The following is a 22,405-nucleotide window of genomic DNA, read 5'->3' on the forward strand; positions in this document are numbered from 1 at the left end:
ACCGGCCCGGGAGTGGATGGCATCGTGCGGAGTGGAGCGCATCCGATGGCCGCCACCGCATCCGATGTCCGGACGATGCACCGCATCCGATGCGCGACATCGCGGTGGGAGTGCCCTGCATCGCCTCGGGAGTGCACGACATTGCGAGGGGGGAGTGCACAGCATCCGATGCTGTGCACCGGATGCCGGGCCAGTCCGGGAGGGTGCATCGCTCCTTGACAGGGTTGGATAGCGGCTCCGGGCGGCACGCATCGTTCCTTGACCACGTTCGCTACCTGCGGCATTGCGTCCGAACAGGACGGTGCCCGGGGACGGAGACTTCTCCTCCCCCGGGCACCGTCCCGGCTGGTTCGGCTCAGGCCGCGGCCGCCGGCTGCCCGGCGTGGGCGTCGCCGCGGACGTCGGCGAGGAATTGGCTCACCTGATCGACCTCCTGCATGATTTCGATCAGGAACCCGGCTGCGATCCACGCGGTATGCGCCCCGGCGCCGCTCGCGAGGCACCACCGCTTGAGGTACCGGCTCGCCACTGTCACCAGCTGCCCGGCGACGTATGCGGACTCGCAGTCGGCGTGCTCGTCGGGCACGACGGTGAGGTACTCGGCCAGCAGCAGTGCACCGAACTCACCGATCAGCCGTGCCAGCTCGGGCCCGTCGGCGTGGAACTCCGCCAGCGCGGCCCTGTTCTCCTCGCTGCCCTGCTCCTGCCAGACCAGCTCCACATAGTCGGCGGCCCGCAGGATCTGCTCCGGGGCGAGCTGGGTCTTCGGCGACGTCGTCATGACGGCTCCCTCTGTGCGCCGGCCGGGCACCCGCTGCGCCCGGCCTGTCGGTCACACCCTCGGAGCCGGGCCCTGTGGACAGAGGACGCGCACGCGGAGGCGGCGCCGCTGCCTGTGGCGCTGGTCACGGACAAACCCGCACGACAGGGGCCTAGTCAAGGAGGAATCGGACACCTGGTGTCGCTGACGGCTAGACGGAAGACAAGGGGGTGCTTCCGACGGTGGCCCCGACCCGTACGCACATCCGCGTGCGGGCCGGACGACCGCCGACCCGGCCCGTAGGCCGGAGAAACCGAGGACACCGTGCCCGCCGACTTCACCCCCGACCCCGCCTCCGGACCGCACGAGCCGGTCGACCGTGGACCCGGCGACGACGTCGACCAGGTCCCGTACGCCCCCTCCATGGGCCCCTCCATCGCCCCCTCCACGGCCTCTTCGGCCGCCGGACGCGTCGGTGCAGGTCAGACCCGGAAACCAGGGGTCCCCAGCACGTTCGACAACCCTTCTGAGTCCAAGCGGACATGGAAGCCGACCCACGCCAGGAAGAAGGAAGTGCTGAAGGCTCTGGGGATCTTCCAGAGGGCTACCGCTGAACACCTGTGGCGGATGCTGCGACCCGGCGACCGGCACGACCGGTGCACGAGGGACACCCTCAACGCCCTCAAGGGCGAGGGGAAGGTCCGGGTGGAGACACGACTGGAGTCGAACCAGCAGCTGTGGGTGCTCACCGAGCGAGGACACAAGGAAGCCAAGCAGCTGCTCCCGAAGAGCGTGCGGATGTCCGCGCTGCGCAAGCTCGCGTACGACGACGACGGAGAGCCGGTCGACGGTGACGGCTTCGACGAACACGCCGCCGCCGTGACGATGACCGCCTCGGTCCTCACCGGGGCCGGGTTCGGCACCCCGCTGTCCTGGCAGACGGAGATCGCGCACCGCCTGCCGTACGGGTACACCCAGTACGCCGACCTGACGATGCGTGCCCCGGACGCCGGGGTGCCCGCGATGCTCCTGGAGGTCGACCGCGTCAGCGAGCCCGTCGACGACCTCACGGCGAAGCTGCGCCGCTACAGCGACTGGTTCGAGCTCCTGGCGCCGAAGGCCGACGCGGACGGGGAGAAGGCGGCGCGGCGGCGGGGCGCGGCGGTGCACGACTTCCGGCTGTGGTCGCGGATCTACCCGGCGACCGGCCGGGAGGGCTACGTGCCGGTGGCGTTCGTGTTCACGGGCAAGACGGAGGCGCAGCGCGAGAGCCGGATGCGGCGCCTGGAGCAGGCCGCGCGCCGATACTTCGCCGGCACCCGGTACCCGTGGGCTGGGTTCACGGCCGTCGACTACCACCAGGCGGTGCCCGTAGTCGTCACCGAGCTGGAGCGGATCACCGCCGACCCGGCCGGGGCAGCGGGCAGGGTGTGGCGGCGGCTCGGGCGCGAGGAGTGGCAGACGCTGGGCGAGGCCCTGGACAACCCGGACGGTGAGCGGTTGTACCGGGTGGAGGAGGAGCAGTCCCGCCGACGGCAGGCGGAACGCAAGGCCGCGGAGCGGGAGGCGCAGCGGCCGGTGTGTGCCCGCTGCGGGACGAAGTTCACCGACGAACGCTGGCAGTCGGTCGTGCAGACCTCATGGCGGAGCCCCGGGGACGACCTGTGCGGGTCGTGCCGGAAGGAGGACGTCGACCGAGCGGAGGCTGAGCGCGTCGCGAACCGTGAGGCGGAGGAGGCCGCGGTGCGGGAGGCGGCCGAAGCCGACGCGAAGAAGGGCCGCGGCCTGTTCGGGCGTCGCCGGTAGGCGCGGGCAAGCCCCAGGGCAGCCTGGGCAAGCCCTGGGGTGTGGGCAAGCCACCCTCGGATGGCGGCTTGCCCACCCCGGCCGGGATGGGCTGAGGTGGGCAAGCCGGGCCGGGCACCACGGCCTCGGACCGGAGAAGGGGACGCGGTGCGCGGATTCGAGACGGGCCAGACGGTCGTACGGCGTGACGTGCACCGGTCGGGCCGGGTGTGGAGCGAGTTGGCCCTACGGGTCGTCGCCGACACCGGCGAGGCGCTGGTGACCGCCTGCGCACCCGGCGCGCAGGCCCGGTGGCCGGCCCTGTACGCGCAGGCCCGCGCGGAGGGGGACCGCTCGGTGCGCACGGAGGCGTTCGACGCGATGGCGACGGGGGAGTGGGAGCTCGCGGCCGGGATGTGGCAGGAGACCGATCTGCTGCTGTGGAAGCCGCCCACGTCCTGGTTCAGCGTCAACGCCTTCTTCGTCCCCGACGGGGACGGGCGCAGGCTGCGGAACTGGTACGTCAACTTCGAGCACCCCACCCGCCGCACCGAGGCCGGGTTCGACACCCTCGACCTCACCGTGGACCTGGTCGTCGCGCCCGACCTCACCGGCTGGGAGTGGAAGGACGAAGACGAGTACGCCCACGTGCGGCGGCTCGGCATCGTCTCCGACACCGAGCACCGGGCCGTCGACGCCGCCCGCGGCGAGGTCCTGGCGATGCTCACCGAACGCTCCGGCGTCTTCGCGCAGGCGGAGCGGTGGGCGTCCTGGCGGTGGGAGCCGGCCTGGCCCACGCCGTGCCTGCCCCTGGCTGTGGCGGCCGCGCAGGGGGTTGCACCGGAAGGGGGCTGGACGGTTGCCCGGAGGGTTGCTCGCGGCGGGGGACCGCAGGTGTGACCGGGAGTGGGAGCCCGGCAAATCGGACACCGCCCGTTGTCCCTGGTCAGCCCTACTGGGCAAGCCTGTCCGCGACGACGACACCTCTTTCCCACGCGATAGCCGTGGGGAAGAGGGTCCAGATCCGAGGGTCGGTGCGGCGACCGAGAGCTGGGGGACGCTTTGCTCCGCCGCGCCGCCCGCTCAGCTGCCGGGCCCGGACGACGCCGTGAACACCGCAGGTACCCGTACCGCGGCCGGCCGCTCCCTCCTCCCGGGCCTCAGGCGACAGGCCAAATCTCGGTTTCCGTGCGCACAGCGGGGCATGCGCGACATATAAGCCCGCCGGGTGGAAGGAGGAATAGGTGAGTACCGCCGTCCTGGATCATCCCCTGTCCCGTATGAGCCGGCCTGCCGCGTCAGCACGGGACGCCACCCGTGCCTTCCTGGCCGGCGCATCCCGCCTGCGGGCCCCTGCCAAGGCTGGGAGTATGGACGACGTGCTCCTGGTGGTGGCCGAGCTCGTCGCCAACGCGGTCCGGCACACCGACGGTCCGTCTGTGCTGCACCTGGAACTTATGGACGACTCTGTCGACGTCTGCGTCACCGACCAGAGCCCCCGTCTTCCCCAGCTCAGCACCCCTCGTACGGACGGGACCGGCGGGTGGGGATGGTTCGTGATCAAGCGACTCGCCACCCGCATCCACATCAAGCCGATGCCGGAAGGCGGCAAGACCATCTGCGCGGCACTCCCCTGGTAGCTCCCCCGCCTCGGGGGCTGGCGCCCTACCACTGCACGAAGTGGTGGCTCACCGCCACGGAGGCCCGGGAAGATCTGGCCCGGCTAGGACCCGCCCCGAACGCCCCGGCGGCGGGACCCATCCCGCACGTCCCCCAGCGGTTCGCGGTCAGCGTAGGGGCTGGGCGCGGGCGGCCTCGAGGCTGCCCGTGACGGTGAAGACCGTGTCCGCGCCGGTCAGCTCCAGCAGGCGGGCGAGCTGGTCCTGCAGGGGGCCGACGAGGATCAGGCATCCACGGCGCTGAGTGGTCAGCAGGGCGTTGAGCATGGAGGAGTCGGCGAAGGTCACCTGCGCCACGTCGATGATGATCCGCCTGACGCCCTCATCGGCCACAGCCTCTTGAGTGGCGGCGGTGAAGGGGGCAAGGGTGTCCATGTCGAAATCGCCCCGGCACACGATGATCCGTGTGTCGCCTTCATCGGGCAGCACCAGCACGCCGTCGCTGTCCATGCCCATGTACCCCTTCACGCCTGTGGCTACGGTCAGCCCCGAATCGGAGCAGTCACAGGCTGCCCTCCCACTGATCCTCACATACCTACGCGACCGGCTGGCCCTCCGGAGCAAGGAACGGCTCCCTGGTCAGCGCAAGTGCAGCACGCCACAACAGGAACTGGCACGGTCGGGAGCGTCCCCGCTGGACTTCTCTGACCTCATCGGCGGGGGCGGCCGTCCGACCCCGGGCATCGTGCACCGGCGGGCCGGGCGCGGGGCCCCGGGCAGGACCGCCCGGGACCGCACTCACCTCACCCGCGCCTCGGGATGCTGGGTAGACGCGACAGACTGCCAGCCGTCCCACCCTTGAGACCAACGACTCGCCGCCCATGATCCCGAACCCTGTAGCTCCCGATGCGGCGAGGTCTGCCCCGTGGGGCAGGGAACCAGGTTCTCCTCTGACACGGCTCGGAGGGTGCGTTGAGGTTCCCCGCGGCGCACCCTGGAGGCATGCGGAGCGCGCCCATCGTCGTGCACCGGTGCAATCCCAGCGGCGGCCGGCAGGTCACCATGCACCGTGACGGGCGTGAGGAGGTCCTGGGCCTGGCCCACTCGGACCACGACTTGATTGTCTTCCTGGAAGCCGCAGGAGTCATCGAGCCGGCCAACGTGCTCGATGACCCCCAGCTGGTGGAGTGGCGGGGAGACCCCTCCCACTACTGGCGTGCCGCCTGAGGCACAGAGCCTTCTCGCTCCGGCGGTGCGACCCTGGCGGTGTCCAGTCCGTGCCCAGCGGGCGACGGGTGGCGTCCTCACGAGGCCGTACCGATTCTTCGCGCCCCAGCCCGCCGGAACCCCTCGCCTCGAACACGGCCCGGAGGTCCCCGCATCGGCGGCCGGCGCCGGGCGCGCGCTGTCGGTGGCGGCTGGGAGGCTGGCCGGATGAACGACGGTGACGAGCAGCTGCTGCGCGGCCGGGTGTACGGCCACGACCACGACGACCCCAACCCGGGCCCGCTGCCGCACCAGACGTACGCCGTCCTGGTCGGCGGGCCGCTGGACGGACTGCTGCTCGACATCACCGGCTGGCGGCCGGAGGAGATCGAGGACGGCGTCGCCCTGATGACCGAGCTGGGGCGGTGGCCCGGCGGCCGGGCGCTGTACGACCCGCGCCCCGGCGAACCACGCCCACCGGGTGGCCCGGGTGTGGTGTGCCGCTTCCACTACTCCGGCGACACGCCCTGACCGCTGCTCACGACCGGGCACGGCTCTCTGCCACGGTGAGTTGCACGGGTCGGTCACGCCCCTGACATGCGGTTTGACCGATGACGGGCTCCGGATCGGTCACGTCGGCCCCGTGACCGGTGACCGTGACCGATGACCGGTCACGGGAGCGGGCAAGCCTAAGGCTTCCCTGGGCAAGCCCACCGCCGAGCAGGCTTGCCCACCCGTTCTCCCGGGGACGGTCCGCTGCTCTCGCTGTGTCGGGGGCCTTGGGCATACTGCTGGCCATGACGCCGCCGCTGCCTGTCCGTCTGCACCTCATGATCAGTTTCGTGGTGTCGGTGGCCGGGACACTGGCCGGGGCCATGCTCGGTCTGGCGCTGTCCGGCCGCCTGCTGTCCTTGATCTGTGCCGGGGCCGGCGGACTTGGCGCGGGGACCTGGGCGCTGCTCTCACGCCGCCAGGTCGTCGGCTTCTTCAAGGAGCTGCTCCGGCCCGCCTGGGAGATCCCCCGCCCCGTCGACGGGGACGCGGAAGCTCTCGCCGACAACGTGGTGGCGGGCCTGTGCATGTACCAGGCCGCGATGTTCCCCTTGGCGCGAGGCGGAGTGAGTGCCGCTGAGCGAACCGCCCGCCGGACGGTGGCCTACCGGCTTTCCGCGTATGAGGGCCTGCCGCGCCAGATCCAGGTGTCGGCGGCCGCGGTCCTGGAAGCCATAGACCAGGGGAAGGACGAAGCGCGGGCGGCAGAGGCGATGAGCGATCTGCGGGTCACGGTCTACGAGCACCGCGGCAGCCGGTAGGAGCCGCGGTCCGGGTTGCACCGGAAGGGGGCTGAACGATTGCCTGGACGGTTGCTTTCAGCGGGGGCCCGGAGGTGCGACCGGGAGTAGGAGCCTGGCAAATCGAACACCCCTTGTTGTCCCTGGTCAGTCCCGGTGGGCAAGCCTCCCCGCGACGACGACACCTCTTTCCCACGCGATAGCCGGGGGAAAGAGGATCCAGGTTCGAGGGCCGGCGGGCGATCAAAGGTGTCGGTTGCCCGAAGGTCGGGGCGCGGCCCCCCGTCGCGGCCTTCTGGTGGCCAAGGCCGCACCCCTTACCTCCGAACGTACCCGCCACCTGGAGGCCGCCGTCAGCCGGTCATACCGAGTGCGTTCTTGGGGCTGCAGTAGGGGCAGGGCGCGCGCCCGCGCGGATAGGCAGGCGCGAGGGTCCTCCAAGCCGAAAAGTTATCCACAGATCCGCAGCTCAGAGCCGGTTTTTGTCGTCCCGTATCCACAGGCTCAAGCTCCTTCAATGGCGGTGTCCGCTTCCGGGTGTGAAGTGCCCGGACGCACACCGAAGGGGCACAGCCATGGCACAGACCAAGTTCGACAAGCAGGTGGAGGAGAACACCGAGTCCCTTGTGTTCGGGATCGGCAGGGTGTTGGCCGGCCGGGACCTGGACGGTGTGAAGCGCACGGATGCCACGTTCTGGCGTTCGGGTACCTGGGTCCTGCCGAAGGTGGAGGGCCGCGTACCGCGCCGCTCCTACAAGCCCGGGTGGCGGCGCCTGTCCTTCCGGGTCGCGCTGGGGGCCGGTGTCTGGGAGACCGGATACCTGGCCACCCAGGACCTGGAAGCCACGGTGCAGAGCGTCCAGGAACTGTGGGAGAACCGGGACCAGGCGATCGCGGTACTGGAGACCGGCGGGATCGGCGCGGCCTCCGTGCTGACCGTGGGCACCGCGGCGTACATGGCGCTGACCCGCGAGCGCCGGGAGCTGATGCGCGAGTGGGTCGTCCCGCTGCACGAGGCGCTTGCCCAGCCGCTGGGGGTGGCGGAGCAGACCGACCCGCGCCGCTACCTCCACATCCCGAAGAACTTCTCCGACGACGACGCGGAGATACGCGTCGACCTGCCCAGGAACCTGAGGTTCTCGCGGGACCAGGTCGCCAGCCTCATCACCCAGAAGCTCGCCCTGGAGGGCGTGACGTTCTCCTGGAACGTTGCTGCGCGTGACACCCACCTGCTGGTGAAGAAGACCCGCAAGCCCCCGGCGAAGGCCCTCTTCAAGGACCCCAAGACGCGGGAGCTGGTGGCCGCCGCCAAGGAGTCCGCGCCGATCATCGGGTTCGGAGCCGGCGGGCGGATCGTCTCCGTCGACCTGGACGCCGAATCCCCGCACATCCTGGTCAACGCCTCCACGGGTGGCGGCAAGTCGGTGACCTTGCGGGGCATCGCCTGCCAGATGCTCCATCACGGCTCGCTCGTGTTCGTCCTCGACACCAAGCGGATCTCCCACCCGTGGGCGCGCGGCATCGACGGCGTCACCTACTGCGCCGACATCGCCGACATCCACGACCAGCTCATCGCACTCGGCATGGAAGGCCGACGCCGCACCCGGGTTGCCGACGAACTCGGCATCGACGCCGACCCGAAAGCCATCGGCCCGCGGCTGTTGATCCTCCTCGAAGAGATCAACGCCACGATGAAGCAGCTGGCCCGCTACTGGGAGAAGACCCGCGAGGCCGGCGACCCGAAGGTCTCCCCGGCCGTCGACGCGCTCAACGAGATCCTCTACATGGGCCGCCAGCTGCGCATGCACGTGCTCCTGGTTGCCCAGTCCGCGACCGCCCGCGCCCTCGGAGGCCCGGAGGTCCGCGAGCAGTTCTCCACCCGCATCCTCGCCCGCTACAGCGTCAACGCGTGGAAGATGCTCGCCCCCGAGGTCCACCCGGCGCCGAAGTCCACCAAGCACCCCGGGCGCGCCCAGGTCGTCAGCGGCGGATCCGCGCGGGAGACCCAGATCCTCTTCTTCACCGAAGCCGAAGCCCGCCAGTGGGCCACCACCGGCAAGGATGCCGCGCCCGCCGCCACCCAGTCCGGGCCGGTGCAGCTGCAGAAGCCGCCCGCCGACTCCTTGTCCAGCAGCAACCCCGAACTCGCGCCCACCACCGAGCCGCCCGCGAGCCGTGACCTGCTCGCCGACGCCTGGAGCCTCACCCCGAGCCCGGCCACCGACCCGGGCGACAGCAGCACAGCGCCAGCGAACCCGGCCCCGGCCGACAACGACGACCAGGTGGTGGGGCTGCGCGAGGCCCACGAACACCACCTGCCGGACATCACCATCGCCGCCCTGCGCTACGCCCGCGCCAACGACCGCACCTTCCCCGACCCGGCCGACAAGCGCGGCGCCGAACTCCTCTACCGCGTCGGCGACCTCAAGCGCTGGGCCCGCAACCGGCCCCGCGCCGCCACCGGCACCACCGACCTCGACTGACCATCCCGGGCCGCCCGGCACGGCCCTGTCCGGTTCAGCCGACACGATCCCCCTCGTCCTGGAGAACACCCGGTTCACCAGGCACAGCACAGAAAAGGAACCCCGCACCATGTGGAAGACCGCTACGAAGAGCACCCTCCCGGACCTGCTGCGTCTCACCGACCCCGGCGTCCGCGAGCAGCTGGAAGCGCTGCCCGCCTCCCAGGTCCTCATCGGCCTCGGCACCGACGGTCAGCCGGTCAGCGTCGACCTGGACACCGAGTCGCCGCACGTCCTGGTCTGCTCCGCCACCGGCGGCGGCACCTCGACCATCCTGCGCACCCTGACCGCCCAGCTCCTGCACCACGGCGGCCACGCCCTGGTCCTCGACACCAAGCGGATCTCCCAGGAGTGGGCGCGCAGCCTGCCGGCGGTGACGTACCGCCGCGACATCGCCGACATCCACGACGCCCTGGTCGGGCTCGGCGATGAGATGCAGCGCCGTATCGACCACGTCGACCAGCACGGCGACACCGCCGATCTGACGCGCCTGACGGTGGTGTTCGAGACCGCCGACCACACCCTGCGGCAGCTGGCCCGCCACTGGGACAAGATCCGCCAGGCAGGCGACCCGAAGAGGTCCCCGGCCGTCGACGCGTACGAGGAGCTCCTCTTCGCCGGGCGCGAAGCCCGCATCCACATCCTCGCCGGCGCCCAGAGCTACAGCGCCGCGCTGGGACGCGAGCAGTTCTCCACCGTGCTCCTGGGCCGGGTCACCACCCGCACCTGGAGCCAGGCCGCCCCGCAGGTCACCACCGTCCCCAAGGCCAGCACCCACCCCGGCCGCTTCCACACCGTGCAGGGCTCCGCCGCCCACCCCACGCAGGTCCTGCTCATGAGCGAGACCGAAGCCGCCGCGTGGGCCGCCACGAAGACCGAAGAGGGCTGATGCCGAATCAGCCGGACCCGGCCCTGTCCGGTTTCGCCGACACGATCCCCCTCGTCCTGGAGAACGCCCCGTTCACCAGGCACAGCACAGAAAAGGAACACCGCACTATGACGAACACGACCGCGCTCCCGCAGATGCTGCACTTCACCGACCCCGGCCTGCGCGAGCAGATAGAGGTGCTGCCCGAGGGGACCGCACTCATCGGCATCAGCACCACCGGGCGGGCCATCGCCGTCGACCTGGACGCCGAATCCCCGCACGTCCTGGTCTGCACCGCCACCGGCGGAGGCAGCACCACGATGCTGCGCTCCCTGACCGCCCAGTTCCTGCACCAGGGCGCCCACGCCCTGGTCCTCGACCCCAAGCGGATCTCCCACCTGTGGGCGAAGTCCCTGCCCACGGTGACCCACCGCGGCAACATCGCCGGCATCCACGACGCCCTGGTCCACCTCGCCACCGAGCTGGAGCGCCGCCTCGACCTCGAAGGCAACCTGGACGACGTGCCGCGCCTGATCGTCGCGGTCGACGAGGCCAACACCACGCTGCGCCAGCTCGCCCGCTACTGGGAGACCTTCCGGCAGAAGGACGACCCGAAGACGTCCCCCGCCATCGCCGCCCTCGAGGAAGCCCTCTGGGTGGGACGCGCGGCCCGCATCCACGTCATCTTCGACGGACGTCCCCAGGCCACCGTCCTCGAAGGGGCCGCTCGCGAGCTGTTCGCCACGGTGATCCTGGCGCGGTTCACGGCCGACACCTGGCAGCGCCTCGCCCCGACGGCCGGCCCCGCCCCGAAGCAGAGCCCGCACCCGGGCCGCTTCCACGTCGTCCAGCAGGACACCACCCACGAAACGCAGGCGGTCCTGATGACCGACGCCGACGTCGTCAACTGGCTCACCCACCCGGACGACAACGAGAGCTGACCCCGAGCCGGACACACCACGGGCCCCGGGGGGAATCAGCCATGACATCCCCGGGGCCCGGTTGGGTTCACGCGGTCCAACGACCGCGCGCCCCCGGCGTTACGTCGCGGCCAGCTCCGGCACTTCGAGAGCTTCGGCCACCTTGCGGGCCAACTGCGCCACCTGCGGCGGCAGGTAGCTGTCCAGGGAGGCGACGTCGTCGCACAGCCGGGCCTTCAAGCCGTGCAGAACGGCCTCGGTGAACAGCCTCTGCGGGTCGCCCTCCACCTCCTGCGCGTTCTTGGCGTGCCTCTGCCCGGTACGGAACTGCATGCTGGCCCAGGTCCCCGGGTCGCTCGCGCTGGCGGGAGCGTCTTCGCCTAGCAGGCCCGCCAGGTGCGCCCACTCCCCGTCTTCCGGCCCCTTGGACCGGTCATGCTGCTGTTCCAGCTGCAGATACGACTCCAGGGACTCCCGGCCCATGCCCGTGCGCCGGCAGTACGCGGCGATCAGCATGGCCACCATGTTCATCGTGTCCGCTGCGTCCGTGGCCCGGTACAGCGTCATCCGCTTCCAGGTGTGCGCCTGGTCGGGCTCGGTGTACCGCAGCACCTCCTGACAGTTCTGCACGCCCTCGGAGACCAGCTGGTGGATCGCCCGCCGCAGCGGCTCGGGCATCGGGGTGTGTTCCATGACCGCACGCTAGAGGGCCGCGCGCCCGGAATCTGCCGTCGTGGCCTCTCGCTCACCCAGACGCAGCAGCGCAGCGTCAGGATCCGCGCGAACGGCGTCACAGGACCGCCTCACGCCACATCCGGGCCCAACGGCAAGAGGCCCCCGGCAGCGCCGGGGGCGTACCGGTCAGGGCAGGAAGTTCTTCTGCCACTGAAGCGAGTCCATGCTCAGCGCGGCATCGGCCAGGGCCTTCGCGGACGGCGTCTTGAGCGAGGCGAGGCTGGTGTCGATCCAGTTCTGGGTGAGGCTGTAGCCCTGCTCCCGGTATTCGACTGCCTGGACCAGGCATTCGAGCTTGTCGGCGTCGCGGGCGACGATGGCCTCCGGGGTCTCGCCGGCCTCGTACTCGTCGACCGCGCTCTGCACACCGGTGCGCACGGCGGGGTGGGCGTTGGCGACCTGGTCGGCGGTCACCTCCTGGTTCGGGGCGGCCCGGATGTACTTGCGGCCGATGTGCGGGATGTCCCCGATCCGGGTCTCCTGGCTGTCGTGGAACAGGCACATCAGGGCGACCCGGGCCGGGTCGACGCCCTCCATCATGGCGAGCACCGAGCCGATCACTCCGACGCGGAAGGAGTGCTCCGCCACGGATTCGGGGGCCTTGTTGCCGGTGAACCACCAGCCGGTCCGTGCGACGCGCTTGAGTACGCCCATCTCGGAGATGAAGCTCGCGGTGCCCCTGGTGGTGTCGTCGGCCATACGGTCCTCCGGATATCAGCGGTTGTGATCGAAAACGTAGTGGACGTGGGCGAGTTCGCGCCGCGATCTCGCCGACAGCGCCGCCCCGTCCAGGAGTTGGCCGGCCTGCTCGCGCAGCGGCCCCGCGAGCGTCCCGGCGGCCTGTGGCAGCCAGGGGAAGGCAGTCAGCAGCGCCCACAGCGAGTGCGCGTACAGGTCGACGTAGCCGGGCGCGAGGTGCAGGCCGCGGGCAAGTCCCCGCAGCAGGGTCACCGGATCCCAGCCGGTCAGGTCCCGGTTCTGCATGAACGCGTCGTTGGGCTGCGGCACGGGCAGCGCCCCGAGCCACAGCGCCCAGTAGTTCAGGTTCGCGGCCTCCGCCGTGTCGTCGTCGGCCAGGGCGCGGTCGATGAAGTCCAGCAGCGGCTGCGGATCTCCCAGCCGGGCGAGCGCGGTCGCGGTGGAGCGGGCCTCCGCCCAGTGCGGGGACCAGCCCCGCCGTGCCAGGACGTCACGGCGCCGGTGAAGGGTGTGCGCGGTCCACGCGGCCGCGTCGGGCCCCCGGTCGTACGAGGCGAGGTAGAGCGCCTGGCGGTGCAGCAGCACCCCGCCCTCGCCCAGCCGGGCCGCCGCCTCGGTCGTGCCCCGCAGGTGGTCGAAGAACACCGCCCGGTCCGCGGCCGCCAGCTGCGGCGCGGCGGCGACCGGCCCGCGCCGGGGCCGGGGTAACCGTCCGGCGAGCGCAGGCGGGACGGTTCCGTTCAACGCCCAGGCCAGCATGTGCGCGGTGTCGCGGGTGTGCACCCACCCGGCGAGCGGGTGGGCCCCGCCGGCCTCAGCTTCCAGTCCGGCGGCGATGATCCGGTCCGCGTCCATCGCCGCGTCCAGCCACGGCACCAGCGCCACGTCGCCTCCGAGCGCAGGAAGCCGCCTGCGGAGCTCCAGCAGCGCCCCGGCCCGCATGTTCGCCAGCGGACGCCGCCCCGATTCCCAGCCCTGGAGCGTCTCCACATCCACGCCCAGGGCCTCCGCCAGGGTGGTCTGCGTGCACGGGATCGACTCGCGGACCAGGCGCAGCACGAACCCGCTCACCACGCCTGCTGATGTTCGCCTGGGCCTGCCCATACCGGCCTGCTCCCCGGTCGCCCTGCGCGCCGAAACCCGTACTCACGGTCAGTCCTACCGCATCGGGTCCACTCGTACGGTCGGGATGCGGTCGATGTCCGACGAACGAGACCGTGCCACCCGCGATCCACGACCCGGCGAGGCCCCGATGAGCAGCACACACCTGGTCCTCCACGACCCCGAGGGGCGCCTCGACGCGGAGCTTCCCCTCGACCGGGAGCTCCACAAGGCTCTGGTCAAAGCCGTGCTCGGGTGGACCGGCAATCCCGGCCTGCCGCCAGGAGACCTCCAGCAGATCGCCCTGCTGCTCGCCGGCGCCGCCCGGACCGTCGCCGCCGACGTCCGTCGCGCCGCGGACCTGCTGCCCGAAGACCACGCCGCCCGCGCCCTGGCCGACGTCGTCCTCGAGGAAGCCGAGCGGCGCCTGTCCGTCCCGGCGGAGGGCACCGTCCGCTGCGCCCAGGGCCGCGCCCGGCTCGTACGCGCTCTGTACGAGCGCCTGGACCGTCTCGCGAGCGTCGCACCCCAGGCCGTCACGGCCCCCTGAGACCCCCGCGCACCCGGCCGGGACCAGATCCCTCCGGGTGCGCGGTGCACGGCACCACACCCCCGGCCTGACCCGGGCCGGGTGAGCACCACTCGACACCGAGAGGGGCACCACCGTGAGCACCGCAACCACCGAGCTGCGCCGGTTCCTGACCATCACCGGGCAGCGCTTCAAGACCGGCCAGTCCGCACCCGAGATGTTCTCCCCGGCCGTCGACGTGGCCTGGCACGACCTGCTCGGCACCCCCGGCTACGAGGCCCTGTGCCTGGAGACCGCCGGCCAGCCGATCCGTCACGTCGCGAACAACGGCCACAGCCTGATCGCCTGGGTCACCGCCTACGAGGAGGCGTACGGGCCGCTGCCGGAGATCTGGTTCACCGACGCCGACGGCACCGTCGACCAGGACGCCGTCGCCCGCTACCGGGAGACCGGCACCGTGGTCGCGGAGTGGGACTGCGGCCCCGCCGGGGGCGACGGCGACGTCGCCCCGGACCAGCCGGAGACCGCCCGCCGGTGACCACCAGCCACACCAGCGCAGCGCCCCGGCCCACCGCCGGGGCGCTGCGCCTCGTTGAAGCCAGCACCACCCGGCCCAGGTCCGTGGACATCAGCGGCTACACGCGGCAGATGACCGCCCACTGCCCCTACCTCGCCCCTTCCCTCCAGCGGGGTCTGACGTCCTGGACGGTCTACCGCGCCGACGGCGACGCCGAAGCCGTCCAGGCCGAGCTCTTCCACGCGGGCGCCCAGGCCGCGGAGTGGCTGCGCCCTTTGCTGAACCGGCCGCACGGCCTGCTGCGGTGCGAGAACATCGTCCTGCTGGGCGACGTGCCCCACACCCGGCACCGTGACCTGCTCGCCTGGCCGCACTGGGTACTGAAGAACCTCTACGGCCCGGTCGGGGTGATGTTCGGCAAGTTCTACGCGGGAGTAGAGGAAGTCACCGCGGCCGGCCACCGGATCCCGGCCGCCCCCGCCTCGTTCCTCCCCGTGAGGGCCGCCGTCCGTCGCCGCGACCCACGCTTCCTGAGCGCGACCCCCGACCTGGCCGCCGCGCTCGCCGCGGCCGACGACGACGGCCGCGACGTGTTCGAGCACATCCCCACCGAGTGGACGGAGATCCGCACATGGGCCCGACACCTGCTCCCCCCGGCGAAGCCGTCGCCCTCCTCACCGGCCAGACCGGCGAGCCCACCGCCATCCACGTCCTGAGCGACCGGCGCGGCTCCCGGGCCTGGAAGGTCCAGGGCCCCAAGGGCGCCGTCGCGCTGAAGGCCAACAGCCCCGACGGCGACAACGCCCGCGACAAGGCCGCCGAGATGGCCCAGGAGGACGACCACCTCCTTCGCCTCACCGCCGCCGGCGCCGTCAGCCCCGACTACCGGATGGGCGCCGGGACGTGGGACGGCGGCCGGTGGCTGGCCGTCAACTGGATCGACGGTGCGCCCCTGTGGCGGGCCCTCGCCCTCGCCCGCGGCCCGGAAGGAGACCGCGCCTCGGTCCGACCCTGGCTCGCGGGCATCGCCCGCACCTGGACGGAGCACCTCGCCCTCATGCACGCCGCCGGGTGGGCCCACGCCGACGTCCAGCCGACCAACACCCTCGTCACGAACGACGGCCGCGCCGCCGTCATCGACTACGCCCTCGCCTGCGGCCCCGACGACGGCCACCGCCGCGTCCCCTACCGGGGCGCGCTCACCCACACCACCGCCCCCGAGCTCGCCGCACAGATCCTCGACACCCCCTCCGACACCCACATCCAGGCACAGCCCTCCGCCGACATCTGGAGCCTGGGCGCCTCCCTGTTCTGGTGCTGGACCGGACAGCGCCCCGTCGCCTACGACGACGACCACGACCGGCTGGAGAAACTGGCCGCCATCGCCCGGGGCACCACCACCACGCTGCGCGACGTCCGGCCGTGGCCCTTCCCCGAGTTCGAGGACGCCATCACCGCGTGCCTGGCCCCCGACCCCGCCGCCCGGCCCACCGCGAAGGAGCTGACCGCCGCATGGTGACCCTGCGCCCCCTGGCCGTGGACGACGCCCCCGCCCTCACCCGCATCTACAGCGGCGCCTCGATCCGGCACACCACCGGCAAGCCCCTCACCCTGGACCAGGCCCACGAGAAGATCCGCGCGGCCCTCGCCCGAGCCGCCGAAACCCCGCGCGCACAGTGGAGCTGGGGCATCCTCCACGAGGACGACCTGATCGGCCTGATCTCCCTGCGCCGACGCACCCCGGTCATGGGCACCCTCAGCTACATCCTCCGGGAAGACAGCTGGGGCAACGGCTACGCCACCCACGCCGCCCACCAGGTCGTCTCCGTCGCCTTCACCGCCGCCGGCCTCAACCGGCTGGAGGCCATGCACCACCCTGACAACCCCGCCTCCGGCCGCGTCCTGGTCAAAGCCGGGTTCACTCGCGTCGGCACGGCCGACCGGGACACCGAGACCGGAACCGTCCCCTACGAGCTGTACGCGCTGGAGACCGACGGCATCTGAGCCAGTGCAGGCGCAGGGCCTGGACGGCATTCCCCCGATCGGCCGCTGAGGGGCGTCACCGCCGGTACGGTCAGCTTCACGGCACGCAAGACGGCACACACCACCAGGACCCAGGGGGGCCAATGGACGTGGAGAGCGGACCGCAGAGCATCCCGTGGGGCGGCGAGTGGCGACGGCACCTCCGCTCCGACGCCGAGATGGATCTCGTGCGCTCTTGGATGCGCCGCCTCGAATGCCCGACCTGCAAGACAGCCGCAGGGCGGGCCTGCCGCACCGTGGGGGGCCGCCCGACCAGCGAACACCGTGCACGCCGTGACGCCGTCGGCCCCATCCCGTACGCGAAGTGGCGAAAGGAGGGCATCATCCCGGAGCAGCGGACGTACACCATCCCGGCCGTGCTCAAGGAATCGGAGAAGGCCCGCGCCGACTTCAACGTGGACACCGCCCTGGCCGACGGTGTGGCGGTCGTCCGCATGTTCCTCGCCGACCGGCTCGGGTTGCTCCTCCAGGGCGAGGAGGCCATGGACCGCATCGACGACGCCGTGCGCAAACTGATCGAGGTCCGCGGCCCGGTGGGGACGGCCGACGTGGTCACTGTCCTCGCCAGCCAAATCGCCTCGCTGCTGGCCGCGAGCGCCGGCCCCGACGGCGACCCGGAAGCCCTGCTCGACACGATGATCCGCGCGCAGATCGACACGGCCCGCAAGATGCAGAAGATCCAGAAGGAGCGCACCGAGGGTTGACCCGGCCGGCCCGCTACGCCCGGCCCTGCTCCTGGGTTTCACCGGCAGCGGCGTAGCGGGTGAGGTCGACACCGGCTGAGCGGGCTTCCTTGAGCCGGACGGACACCAGGCCGGCGGAAACGTTCAGCTCGCGCGCGATCTCGTAGCCCTTCAGTCCCTGCCGGTGCAGTTCGACGATCTGGTCCCGTCGTTGCCGGGATCGGCCCTCGTACGCCGTGCGTTCCTCGGCGATCATGCGCTGCACCGTCCGCTCGGACACTCCGAACCGGTCCGCGAGCTCACGGGCGGTCGCGGTGCGACGTTCACGCCTGGGCTCCTGCGTCACGGCTTCCCCCTCATGTACTCGAGCATGGCTTCGGTGCGCTCGTCCCGGCCTGCGGTGCGCGCCTGACCGCTCTTCTTGCCACGGGCGGACTGGATGGCGACGAAGGTGGCCTCGTAGACCGCCGCACCGTCCTTCCACATCCTGGAGCGCGTCGTGATCCACCGGTGGATGCTGTTGGCGATCGCACGGGCCTCAGATGTCGGCAGCGGCTCCGTGAACTCGGCGTTCCGGGTGTGCACTTCCGTGTGGATGGCGGTGTGGAGGGTGTCGGGGCTGCCGAAGTGGTGGCGTACCTCGCGGTACGCCCAGGTCCGGGCCGTCTCGAAGATCGAGCAGTTGCGCCCCAGCCCTGTGATGTTGGTGCGGAACCGCTTGGTCTCCCGCCAGCGCGTGGGCGGCATGTGGCCGCTCAGCGCCTCCTCCAGGCCGCCGAGCGTGTGGAGTCCGCCGTGGAGCCATTCGGTGCTCCAGTCCGCGTGCAGCGGATTCTTCGTCATCAGCCCCGAGTACGCCGCATCGCCGTCCAGCGCGCGGCGCAGGCCCTCGGTGACGGCGGCGGCGTAGGCCAGTGGCTTGCGCCGGGCGTACTCGGTCCGCGTCACCGCCTCCGCCAGGGCCCACACCGCATGAGCGTGACCATTCACCGGGTTCTCCACGACCGCGTTGGGCAGCGGATGCGACCCCACCGACGACACCGCCCGCAGCACCGCATCCGAGTGGTCCACATCCACGACGAGGAGATTGCTCATCGCCGACGGGTTCGCCTCCACGTACCGACGCGTCATCGCCACCGGCCGCCGCTCACGCCGGATCCCCTCCTGCAGCCAGTTCGTCGCGTACGGCCGCAACGGCAGCCACAACTCATCCCACTGCACTCCGGGCAACTCGACGTTCATGCGCTGATCATCCCGATCCGGCGGACCCGAGAGAGCCGGACACGCCGCGAACTTCAAAGTCCGTCACGAACCAAGTCAGATGGTTGGGGCATCTCAGCCTGCTGCACCCGGTAGCCGTTACGGACGGACTCCACGATGGCCGCATCTTCAAGGTCCGTCACCAAGCCAAGTCAGATGGTTCCCGCCCACGCGGCGCTCGTTCCCGCTGGAAGTCTTCAAAGTACGCCACGAAGGCCAAGTCAGATGGTTCAGCTCCCGCCGGGCACCATGACCTACCCCCGACTCCCCGACCAGCCCCCGTAGTTCGCCGGGGGAGCACCCCGAAGATCCCAGGGCCTACACGCACACCAGTGCGATGCTCGCGGCCCAGAAGCCCCGGCATCGCACCCCAGTGCGTGTAGAGCCTGGGAGCGGCGCTCCTGGCCCCGGACAGCGAAGGACCCCGGGCCGCTGGTGCGCCCCGGGGTCCTGTCGCCGGTCTCACCGCCGCTCACCAGTCGTCAGGTGCGCTGCCTACCCACGCGATCGGCCGGCCCTCGCTGGTGCGGCCCCAGTGCGGTTCCTCCATCGAGGTCTCGTGCCCGTCGGGCAGGACGCAGATCCGCCCCCAACGGCCGTGCTTGCCCCCGCAGAGCCCGGCGAGGGCCGCCCCCGCCGCCGCGGCCCCGCAGACCGCCGACCCGTCCGCATCGCCCTCCGCCACGGCCTGGTCGTAGCGGTCCTGGAACAGCTGGAGACGGGCCGACAGCTCCATGCCGAGCTCCGTCTCCGCCGCCTCCACCCGGTCCCGAGCTTCCTGCACCCCGGGGTCGGACAGCACGGCCGAGATGACGTCCTCCGCCTCCGCGAAGGCCCTGGTGCGGGCGTGCCGCCGCACGGCGTCCTGCACCCGCTGTTCCTCCGCTGCGCTCATCACGCCGCTCCTTCCGTGGCCGCCCACTCCAGCCCGAGGCCGGCCAGCGCGGCGAGCTTGTCGACGGTCAGCTTGGCCCGGCGGCTCTTGCTGTTCGACAGGAACACCCCGAGCTTCACCTCCGTCCCGTCCTCCAGCCGCTCTACGTGGGCCCTGGGGACCTTCACAGAGCCTTCCCGGGCCTTGTACTGCGCCAGGGCCGCCACGCCCTTCTCGAAGGCGCCCAGCGGCGTCGTGGACGGCTTCGCGGACGCCTCCGGCTCCGGGGCCGGGGCGAACGGCGTGATGCCGAGCTGCTCCAGGCGCTCGCGCTGCCCGTCGTGCAGGGACTCCCACACCTCCGGCGTGCGCTGCCTGGCCAGCCACTTCCCGATGTCCATGCCGTGGACCGTGAAGCCGGGCAGGACGTCGGCCTGGCCTTCCTCGTCGGCCACCAGCTCGCGCAGCGCGGCGTAGTGCCGCTGCCACTCCGCCGGCCACTTCGGGTTCCAGTCCTCGTCGATCTCCTTGAGCGCCGTCTCCCACTCGGGGTGGCCCTCCAGGGCACCGGGGCGCCGGAGGTTGGACAGCCACTGCCCCACCGGCCGGTCCAGCGCCGTCGCGGACCGGGGCGCGCACAGCGTCCAGTGCTGGTCGTAGTACGCCTTGGCGGCCTCCAGGTTCTCCTGGAACCGCTCGTCGGCCAGCGACCAGACCATGCCGAGCTTCTCCAGCCGCTGGGCGCGCAGGCCGGTCATCTGCCCCGCCCCGTACGCCCGTCGCTGCTCCGCGACCCACTGCCCAAGGGGGTACGCGCCCTCCTTGTGCCCGTACGGGACCCGGGCGTGAAGCTCACGATCCGCGAACTTCTTGAGCGACGCCCAGCCGCGCCCCCAGTCCTGGCGCTCCGTGTCGATCACGTTGAAGGAAATCCAGTCCGCGACCATCACAGGGTCACGGGGAGCGGCAAAACGGAGCAGCAGACGGGATTCGTCCTCGCCTTCCTCGGGCGGCGGACCGATGTACTCGGACGGCTGCGCGACGTCCTTCTGAGGCTCCTGCGGAATCGCGAGCAATTCGATTGCCTCTTCGTCGTGAGCCCGCAGACCCTCCAACACCTTCACCAAAGGCCGATACGATCCGGAGGTGAACATGTCTTCCGGCTTTTCTCCAGGCTGGAGAAATACCGGCACGATCAAAGAGGCCACCTTGCCCTGTCCGGGCTTCTGACGGAGCGCCCGGCCAATTGCCTGGACGATGTCGTGCGGAGCGCCCTTGGGGTCCAGAAGGGCCACCGAGTCCACCGCCCGGATGTCCACGCCCTCGCCCAGGACCCGGCAGTTCGAGAGCACTGCCCGCTGCGCGGTGGACCCGAAGCCGCCCAGGACGCCCCGCCGGCGCTCGGGCACATGCTCACCACACAGCCAGTCCGCCCAGATCCGGGCGGGGTACTTCTCGGGCTGGTCAGCGTGCAGCTTCGCCGCCACGCGCTCCAGGCCCTCCGCGTACGCCTGCGCCTCTATCGTCCGGTGGTGGAAGGTGATGCACGTCGACAGGTCGTGCTGCTCCATCGTGTGCAGCAGCGCGGCCTGGAGCGCCCCGAGGCGCTCACCACGGACCTTCTCGCTGTGCCGCTCCTCGCCCATCAGCCGCTCCGGGGTGACGACCGGGTCCTGGAGCTCCAGGACGATGATCTGGTACCGCGCCAGCAACTTTCGCGACACGGCCGACGCCAACGAGAGCTTGTAGAGGACCGGCCCGAAGACCCTCTCGTCGTCCATGGAGGCCGCCATCTCACGCGGCAGCGGGTCACGCACCCCCTCCGCGACCTCGCGGTTCAGCCGCTCCTCCCAGATCCGCGGCGTGGCCGTCAGGTACAGCCGGCGGTGCGACGGGATGACGCCTTGGTTGTGGACGTCGGCCCACGCCTTACCCATCGAGCCCGACGTCCGGTGGGCCTCATCGACCACCGTGAGGTCCATCGGGGCCAGCTGCTGCCCGTAGGCGCCCTCGAAAGCCTCCGCCAGAACACCGAGGCTGGCGTACGTTCCGAAGATGGTGACCGGCCCCGAGCTGTGCCACAGAGCCAGCTGCACGGGATTCGTGGTGGAGCGCACCTTGAGGTTCCACAGCTCCGGGTCGTCGGTGAGGCTGCACACCGCAACCGCCGGCCCCGTGTGCCCAGCGCCGCGCCACGCCTGCACCGTCTGGGTCAGAAGGTCCAGCGTCGGCACCAGGACGAGAATGCGGCCCTTGGGCACAATGCGCTTCGCCGACGTCGCCGCAATGATGGTCTTTCCCGTGCCACACGCGGCGTGCACCTGCCCGCGAAGGCCATTCACGGGGATACCGCCCGGCGGGATATCGAAGCCCCGCACGATGGCGGCAACTGCCTCGATCTGGTGGTCACGCAACTTCACGGCCATTTCCCGTGTTCTCCTTTTCGCGGAATGTCGCGCGTAATCAGAATGGAAGGTCCCGGCGCGATGGTGTGGCCCGGGGTTGTGGTGTCTGGTCCCAAACACTACACAGGCACGACCCGTGATGCATCACCCGCGCGCCAACTTTCACCCCCAGGGTGATACATGGCCGAATCTTACCCCGAAGCGGCCGGTTGTCCTGTATGCTGATGGGGTATTGGTGAGCTTGACCGGGCGGGTTCGAGGGTGGGGGAGTGGCCAGGGTGGAGCGCAGCGGAACCCTTCACTGCGGTGAGGCCGGCACCCGATCGAGCCGACAGGCCGTCACATCCGTTGCGGGGGTGGTGGCCAGGAACCCCAAGCCCTACACAGGGCCGCGCGTGATACACCTCCCCCTGCTGCCAGCCCAGGCGACCGCGCTTGCGCGGGTGCCCGCAATGAGCGCTTGCGCGAATTGCATTCCCCTCCGGAATTCCGTTTACGGAATTCCATTCCGGCGCTTGCGCCGGAATTCGAATTGCGCTTGCGCAATTCATTCACTATGACCCGGCTTGCCGGGGCATACCCCGCTC

Annotated in this window: 24 protein-coding genes; 15 read left to right on the forward strand and 9 right to left on the reverse strand. The window is 71.1% G+C overall.

Annotated features, from left to right (window positions below; genetic code table 11):
- Window positions 1-355: 355 nt before the first annotated feature.
- Window positions 356-781, reverse strand: a complete 426-nt coding sequence (locus ACFWUY_RS28875; RefSeq protein ID WP_384115866.1) for a hypothetical protein — start codon at window positions 779-781, stop codon at window positions 356-358.
- 303 nt (window positions 782-1,084) lie between these two features.
- Between ACFWUY_RS28875 and ACFWUY_RS28880 the strand changes: the two genes are divergently transcribed.
- The 3 genes from ACFWUY_RS28880 to ACFWUY_RS28890 all read left to right on the forward strand — a co-directional run bounded on the left by ACFWUY_RS28880 (window position 1,085) and on the right by ACFWUY_RS28890 (window position 4,185).
- Window positions 1,085-2,566, forward strand: a complete 1,482-nt coding sequence (locus tag ACFWUY_RS28880) for a replication-relaxation family protein (RefSeq protein ID WP_384115869.1) — start codon at window positions 1,085-1,087, stop codon at window positions 2,564-2,566.
- Between the two features lie 147 nt (window positions 2,567-2,713).
- Entirely contained in the window at window positions 2,714-3,445 is a 732-nt protein-coding gene (locus ACFWUY_RS28885; protein WP_384115872.1) for a DUF402 domain-containing protein, read from the forward strand.
- Between the two features lie 380 nt (window positions 3,446-3,825).
- Window positions 3,826-4,185 (forward strand): ATP-binding protein, encoded by a 360-nt coding sequence (locus ACFWUY_RS28890; protein ID WP_384115938.1) that lies wholly within the window; start codon window positions 3,826-3,828, stop codon window positions 4,183-4,185.
- 147 nt (window positions 4,186-4,332) lie between these two features.
- On the opposite strand, the gene ACFWUY_RS28895 is transcribed toward ACFWUY_RS28890, so the two are convergent.
- Window positions 4,333-4,674 (reverse strand): STAS domain-containing protein, encoded by a 342-nt coding sequence (locus ACFWUY_RS28895; protein ID WP_384115875.1) that lies wholly within the window; start codon window positions 4,672-4,674, stop codon window positions 4,333-4,335.
- A gap of 492 nt (window positions 4,675-5,166) precedes the next feature.
- Here ACFWUY_RS28895 and ACFWUY_RS28900 point away from each other — a divergent pair, with 492 nt between their 5' ends.
- From ACFWUY_RS28900 to ACFWUY_RS28925, 6 genes are all read left to right on the forward strand, one after another.
- Window positions 5,167-5,391 (forward strand): hypothetical protein, encoded by a 225-nt coding sequence (locus ACFWUY_RS28900; RefSeq protein WP_384115878.1) that lies wholly within the window; start codon window positions 5,167-5,169, stop codon window positions 5,389-5,391.
- 207 nt (window positions 5,392-5,598) lie between these two features.
- Window positions 5,599-5,901 carry a hypothetical protein gene (locus ACFWUY_RS28905; protein WP_384115881.1) on the forward strand — a complete coding sequence of 101 codons (303 nt, stop codon included), beginning with the start codon at window positions 5,599-5,601 and terminating at the stop codon, window positions 5,899-5,901.
- Between the two features lie 266 nt (window positions 5,902-6,167).
- Complete coding sequence (locus ACFWUY_RS28910; RefSeq protein WP_384115884.1) at window positions 6,168-6,683, forward strand: hypothetical protein; 516 nt, start codon at window positions 6,168-6,170, stop codon at window positions 6,681-6,683.
- Window positions 6,684-7,237: 554 nt separating this feature from the next.
- The gene (locus ACFWUY_RS28915) at window positions 7,238-9,145 is read left to right on the forward strand and encodes a pRL2-11 (RefSeq protein ID WP_384115887.1); all 1,908 of its coding nucleotides are present in this window, start codon (window positions 7,238-7,240) and stop codon (window positions 9,143-9,145) included.
- Between the two features lie 109 nt (window positions 9,146-9,254).
- The gene (locus tag ACFWUY_RS28920; RefSeq protein WP_384115890.1) at window positions 9,255-10,073 is read left to right on the forward strand and encodes an FtsK/SpoIIIE domain-containing protein; all 819 of its coding nucleotides are present in this window, start codon (window positions 9,255-9,257) and stop codon (window positions 10,071-10,073) included.
- Window positions 10,073-10,993, forward strand: coding sequence for a hypothetical protein (locus ACFWUY_RS28925; RefSeq protein ID WP_384115892.1), 921 nt, complete (start codon window positions 10,073-10,075; stop codon window positions 10,991-10,993). The genes ACFWUY_RS28920 and ACFWUY_RS28925 overlap by 1 nt, the downstream gene beginning before the upstream one ends.
- Window positions 10,994-11,092: 99 nt before the next feature.
- On the opposite strand, the gene ACFWUY_RS28930 is transcribed toward ACFWUY_RS28925, so the two are convergent.
- The 3 genes from ACFWUY_RS28930 to ACFWUY_RS28940 form a co-directional block, all read right to left on the reverse strand.
- Window positions 11,093-11,665 carry a hypothetical protein gene (locus ACFWUY_RS28930; RefSeq protein WP_384115895.1) on the reverse strand — a complete coding sequence of 191 codons (573 nt, stop codon included), beginning with the start codon at window positions 11,663-11,665 and terminating at the stop codon, window positions 11,093-11,095.
- A 168-nt stretch (window positions 11,666-11,833) separates the two neighbouring features.
- A complete protein-coding gene (locus tag ACFWUY_RS28935; RefSeq protein ID WP_384115898.1) occupies window positions 11,834-12,406 on the reverse strand; it encodes an HD family hydrolase in 573 nt (190 codons plus the stop codon).
- Window positions 12,407-12,421: 15 nt separating this feature from the next.
- A complete protein-coding gene (locus tag ACFWUY_RS28940; protein WP_384115901.1) occupies window positions 12,422-13,480 on the reverse strand; it encodes a helix-turn-helix domain-containing protein in 1,059 nt (352 codons plus the stop codon).
- A gap of 178 nt (window positions 13,481-13,658) precedes the next feature.
- Here ACFWUY_RS28940 and ACFWUY_RS28945 point away from each other — a divergent pair, with 178 nt between their 5' ends.
- From ACFWUY_RS28945 to ACFWUY_RS28970, 6 genes are all read left to right on the forward strand, one after another.
- Window positions 13,659-14,057: a DUF6415 family natural product biosynthesis protein gene (locus tag ACFWUY_RS28945; RefSeq protein ID WP_384115904.1), complete on the forward strand. Its 399-nt coding sequence runs from the start codon at window positions 13,659-13,661 to the stop codon at window positions 14,055-14,057.
- Between the two features lie 115 nt (window positions 14,058-14,172).
- Window positions 14,173-14,574, forward strand: coding sequence for a hypothetical protein (locus ACFWUY_RS28950; protein ID WP_384115907.1), 402 nt, complete (start codon window positions 14,173-14,175; stop codon window positions 14,572-14,574).
- On the forward strand, window positions 14,571-15,269 hold the full coding sequence (locus ACFWUY_RS28955; RefSeq protein WP_384115910.1) for a DUF6875 domain-containing protein: 699 nt from the start codon (window positions 14,571-14,573) through the stop codon (window positions 15,267-15,269). The genes ACFWUY_RS28950 and ACFWUY_RS28955 overlap by 4 nt, the downstream gene beginning before the upstream one ends.
- Window positions 15,185-16,072 (forward strand): protein kinase, encoded by an 888-nt coding sequence (locus ACFWUY_RS28960; RefSeq protein WP_384115912.1) that lies wholly within the window; start codon window positions 15,185-15,187, stop codon window positions 16,070-16,072. Before ACFWUY_RS28955 ends, ACFWUY_RS28960 begins: the two co-directional genes overlap by 85 nt.
- A complete protein-coding gene (locus ACFWUY_RS28965) occupies window positions 16,066-16,557 on the forward strand; it encodes a GNAT family N-acetyltransferase (protein WP_384115915.1) in 492 nt (163 codons plus the stop codon). The genes ACFWUY_RS28960 and ACFWUY_RS28965 overlap by 7 nt, the downstream gene beginning before the upstream one ends.
- Before the next feature lie 122 nt (window positions 16,558-16,679).
- Window positions 16,680-17,300: a hypothetical protein gene (locus ACFWUY_RS28970; RefSeq protein ID WP_384115918.1), complete on the forward strand. Its 621-nt coding sequence runs from the start codon at window positions 16,680-16,682 to the stop codon at window positions 17,298-17,300.
- A 13-nt stretch (window positions 17,301-17,313) separates the two neighbouring features.
- On the opposite strand, the gene ACFWUY_RS28975 is transcribed toward ACFWUY_RS28970, so the two are convergent.
- From ACFWUY_RS28975 to ACFWUY_RS28990, 4 genes are all read right to left on the reverse strand, one after another.
- Window positions 17,314-17,625: a DUF6115 domain-containing protein gene (locus tag ACFWUY_RS28975; RefSeq protein ID WP_384115921.1), complete on the reverse strand. Its 312-nt coding sequence runs from the start codon at window positions 17,623-17,625 to the stop codon at window positions 17,314-17,316.
- A complete protein-coding gene (locus ACFWUY_RS28980; protein ID WP_384115924.1) occupies window positions 17,622-18,521 on the reverse strand; it encodes a replication initiation protein in 900 nt (299 codons plus the stop codon). The genes ACFWUY_RS28975 and ACFWUY_RS28980 overlap by 4 nt, the downstream gene beginning before the upstream one ends.
- Before the next feature lie 490 nt (window positions 18,522-19,011).
- Window positions 19,012-19,434, reverse strand: coding sequence for a hypothetical protein (locus tag ACFWUY_RS28985; protein ID WP_384115926.1), 423 nt, complete (start codon window positions 19,432-19,434; stop codon window positions 19,012-19,014).
- Window positions 19,434-21,839, reverse strand: a complete 2,406-nt coding sequence (locus tag ACFWUY_RS28990) for a Helicase associated domain protein (RefSeq protein WP_384115929.1) — start codon at window positions 21,837-21,839, stop codon at window positions 19,434-19,436. Before ACFWUY_RS28990 ends, ACFWUY_RS28985 begins: the two co-directional genes overlap by 1 nt.
- Between the last annotated feature and the right edge of the window lie 566 nt (window positions 21,840-22,405).

Origin of the sequence: Streptomyces sp. NPDC058664 (assembly GCF_042716635.1) — a bacterium.
GTDB lineage: Bacteria > Actinomycetota > Actinomycetes > Streptomycetales > Streptomycetaceae > Streptomyces.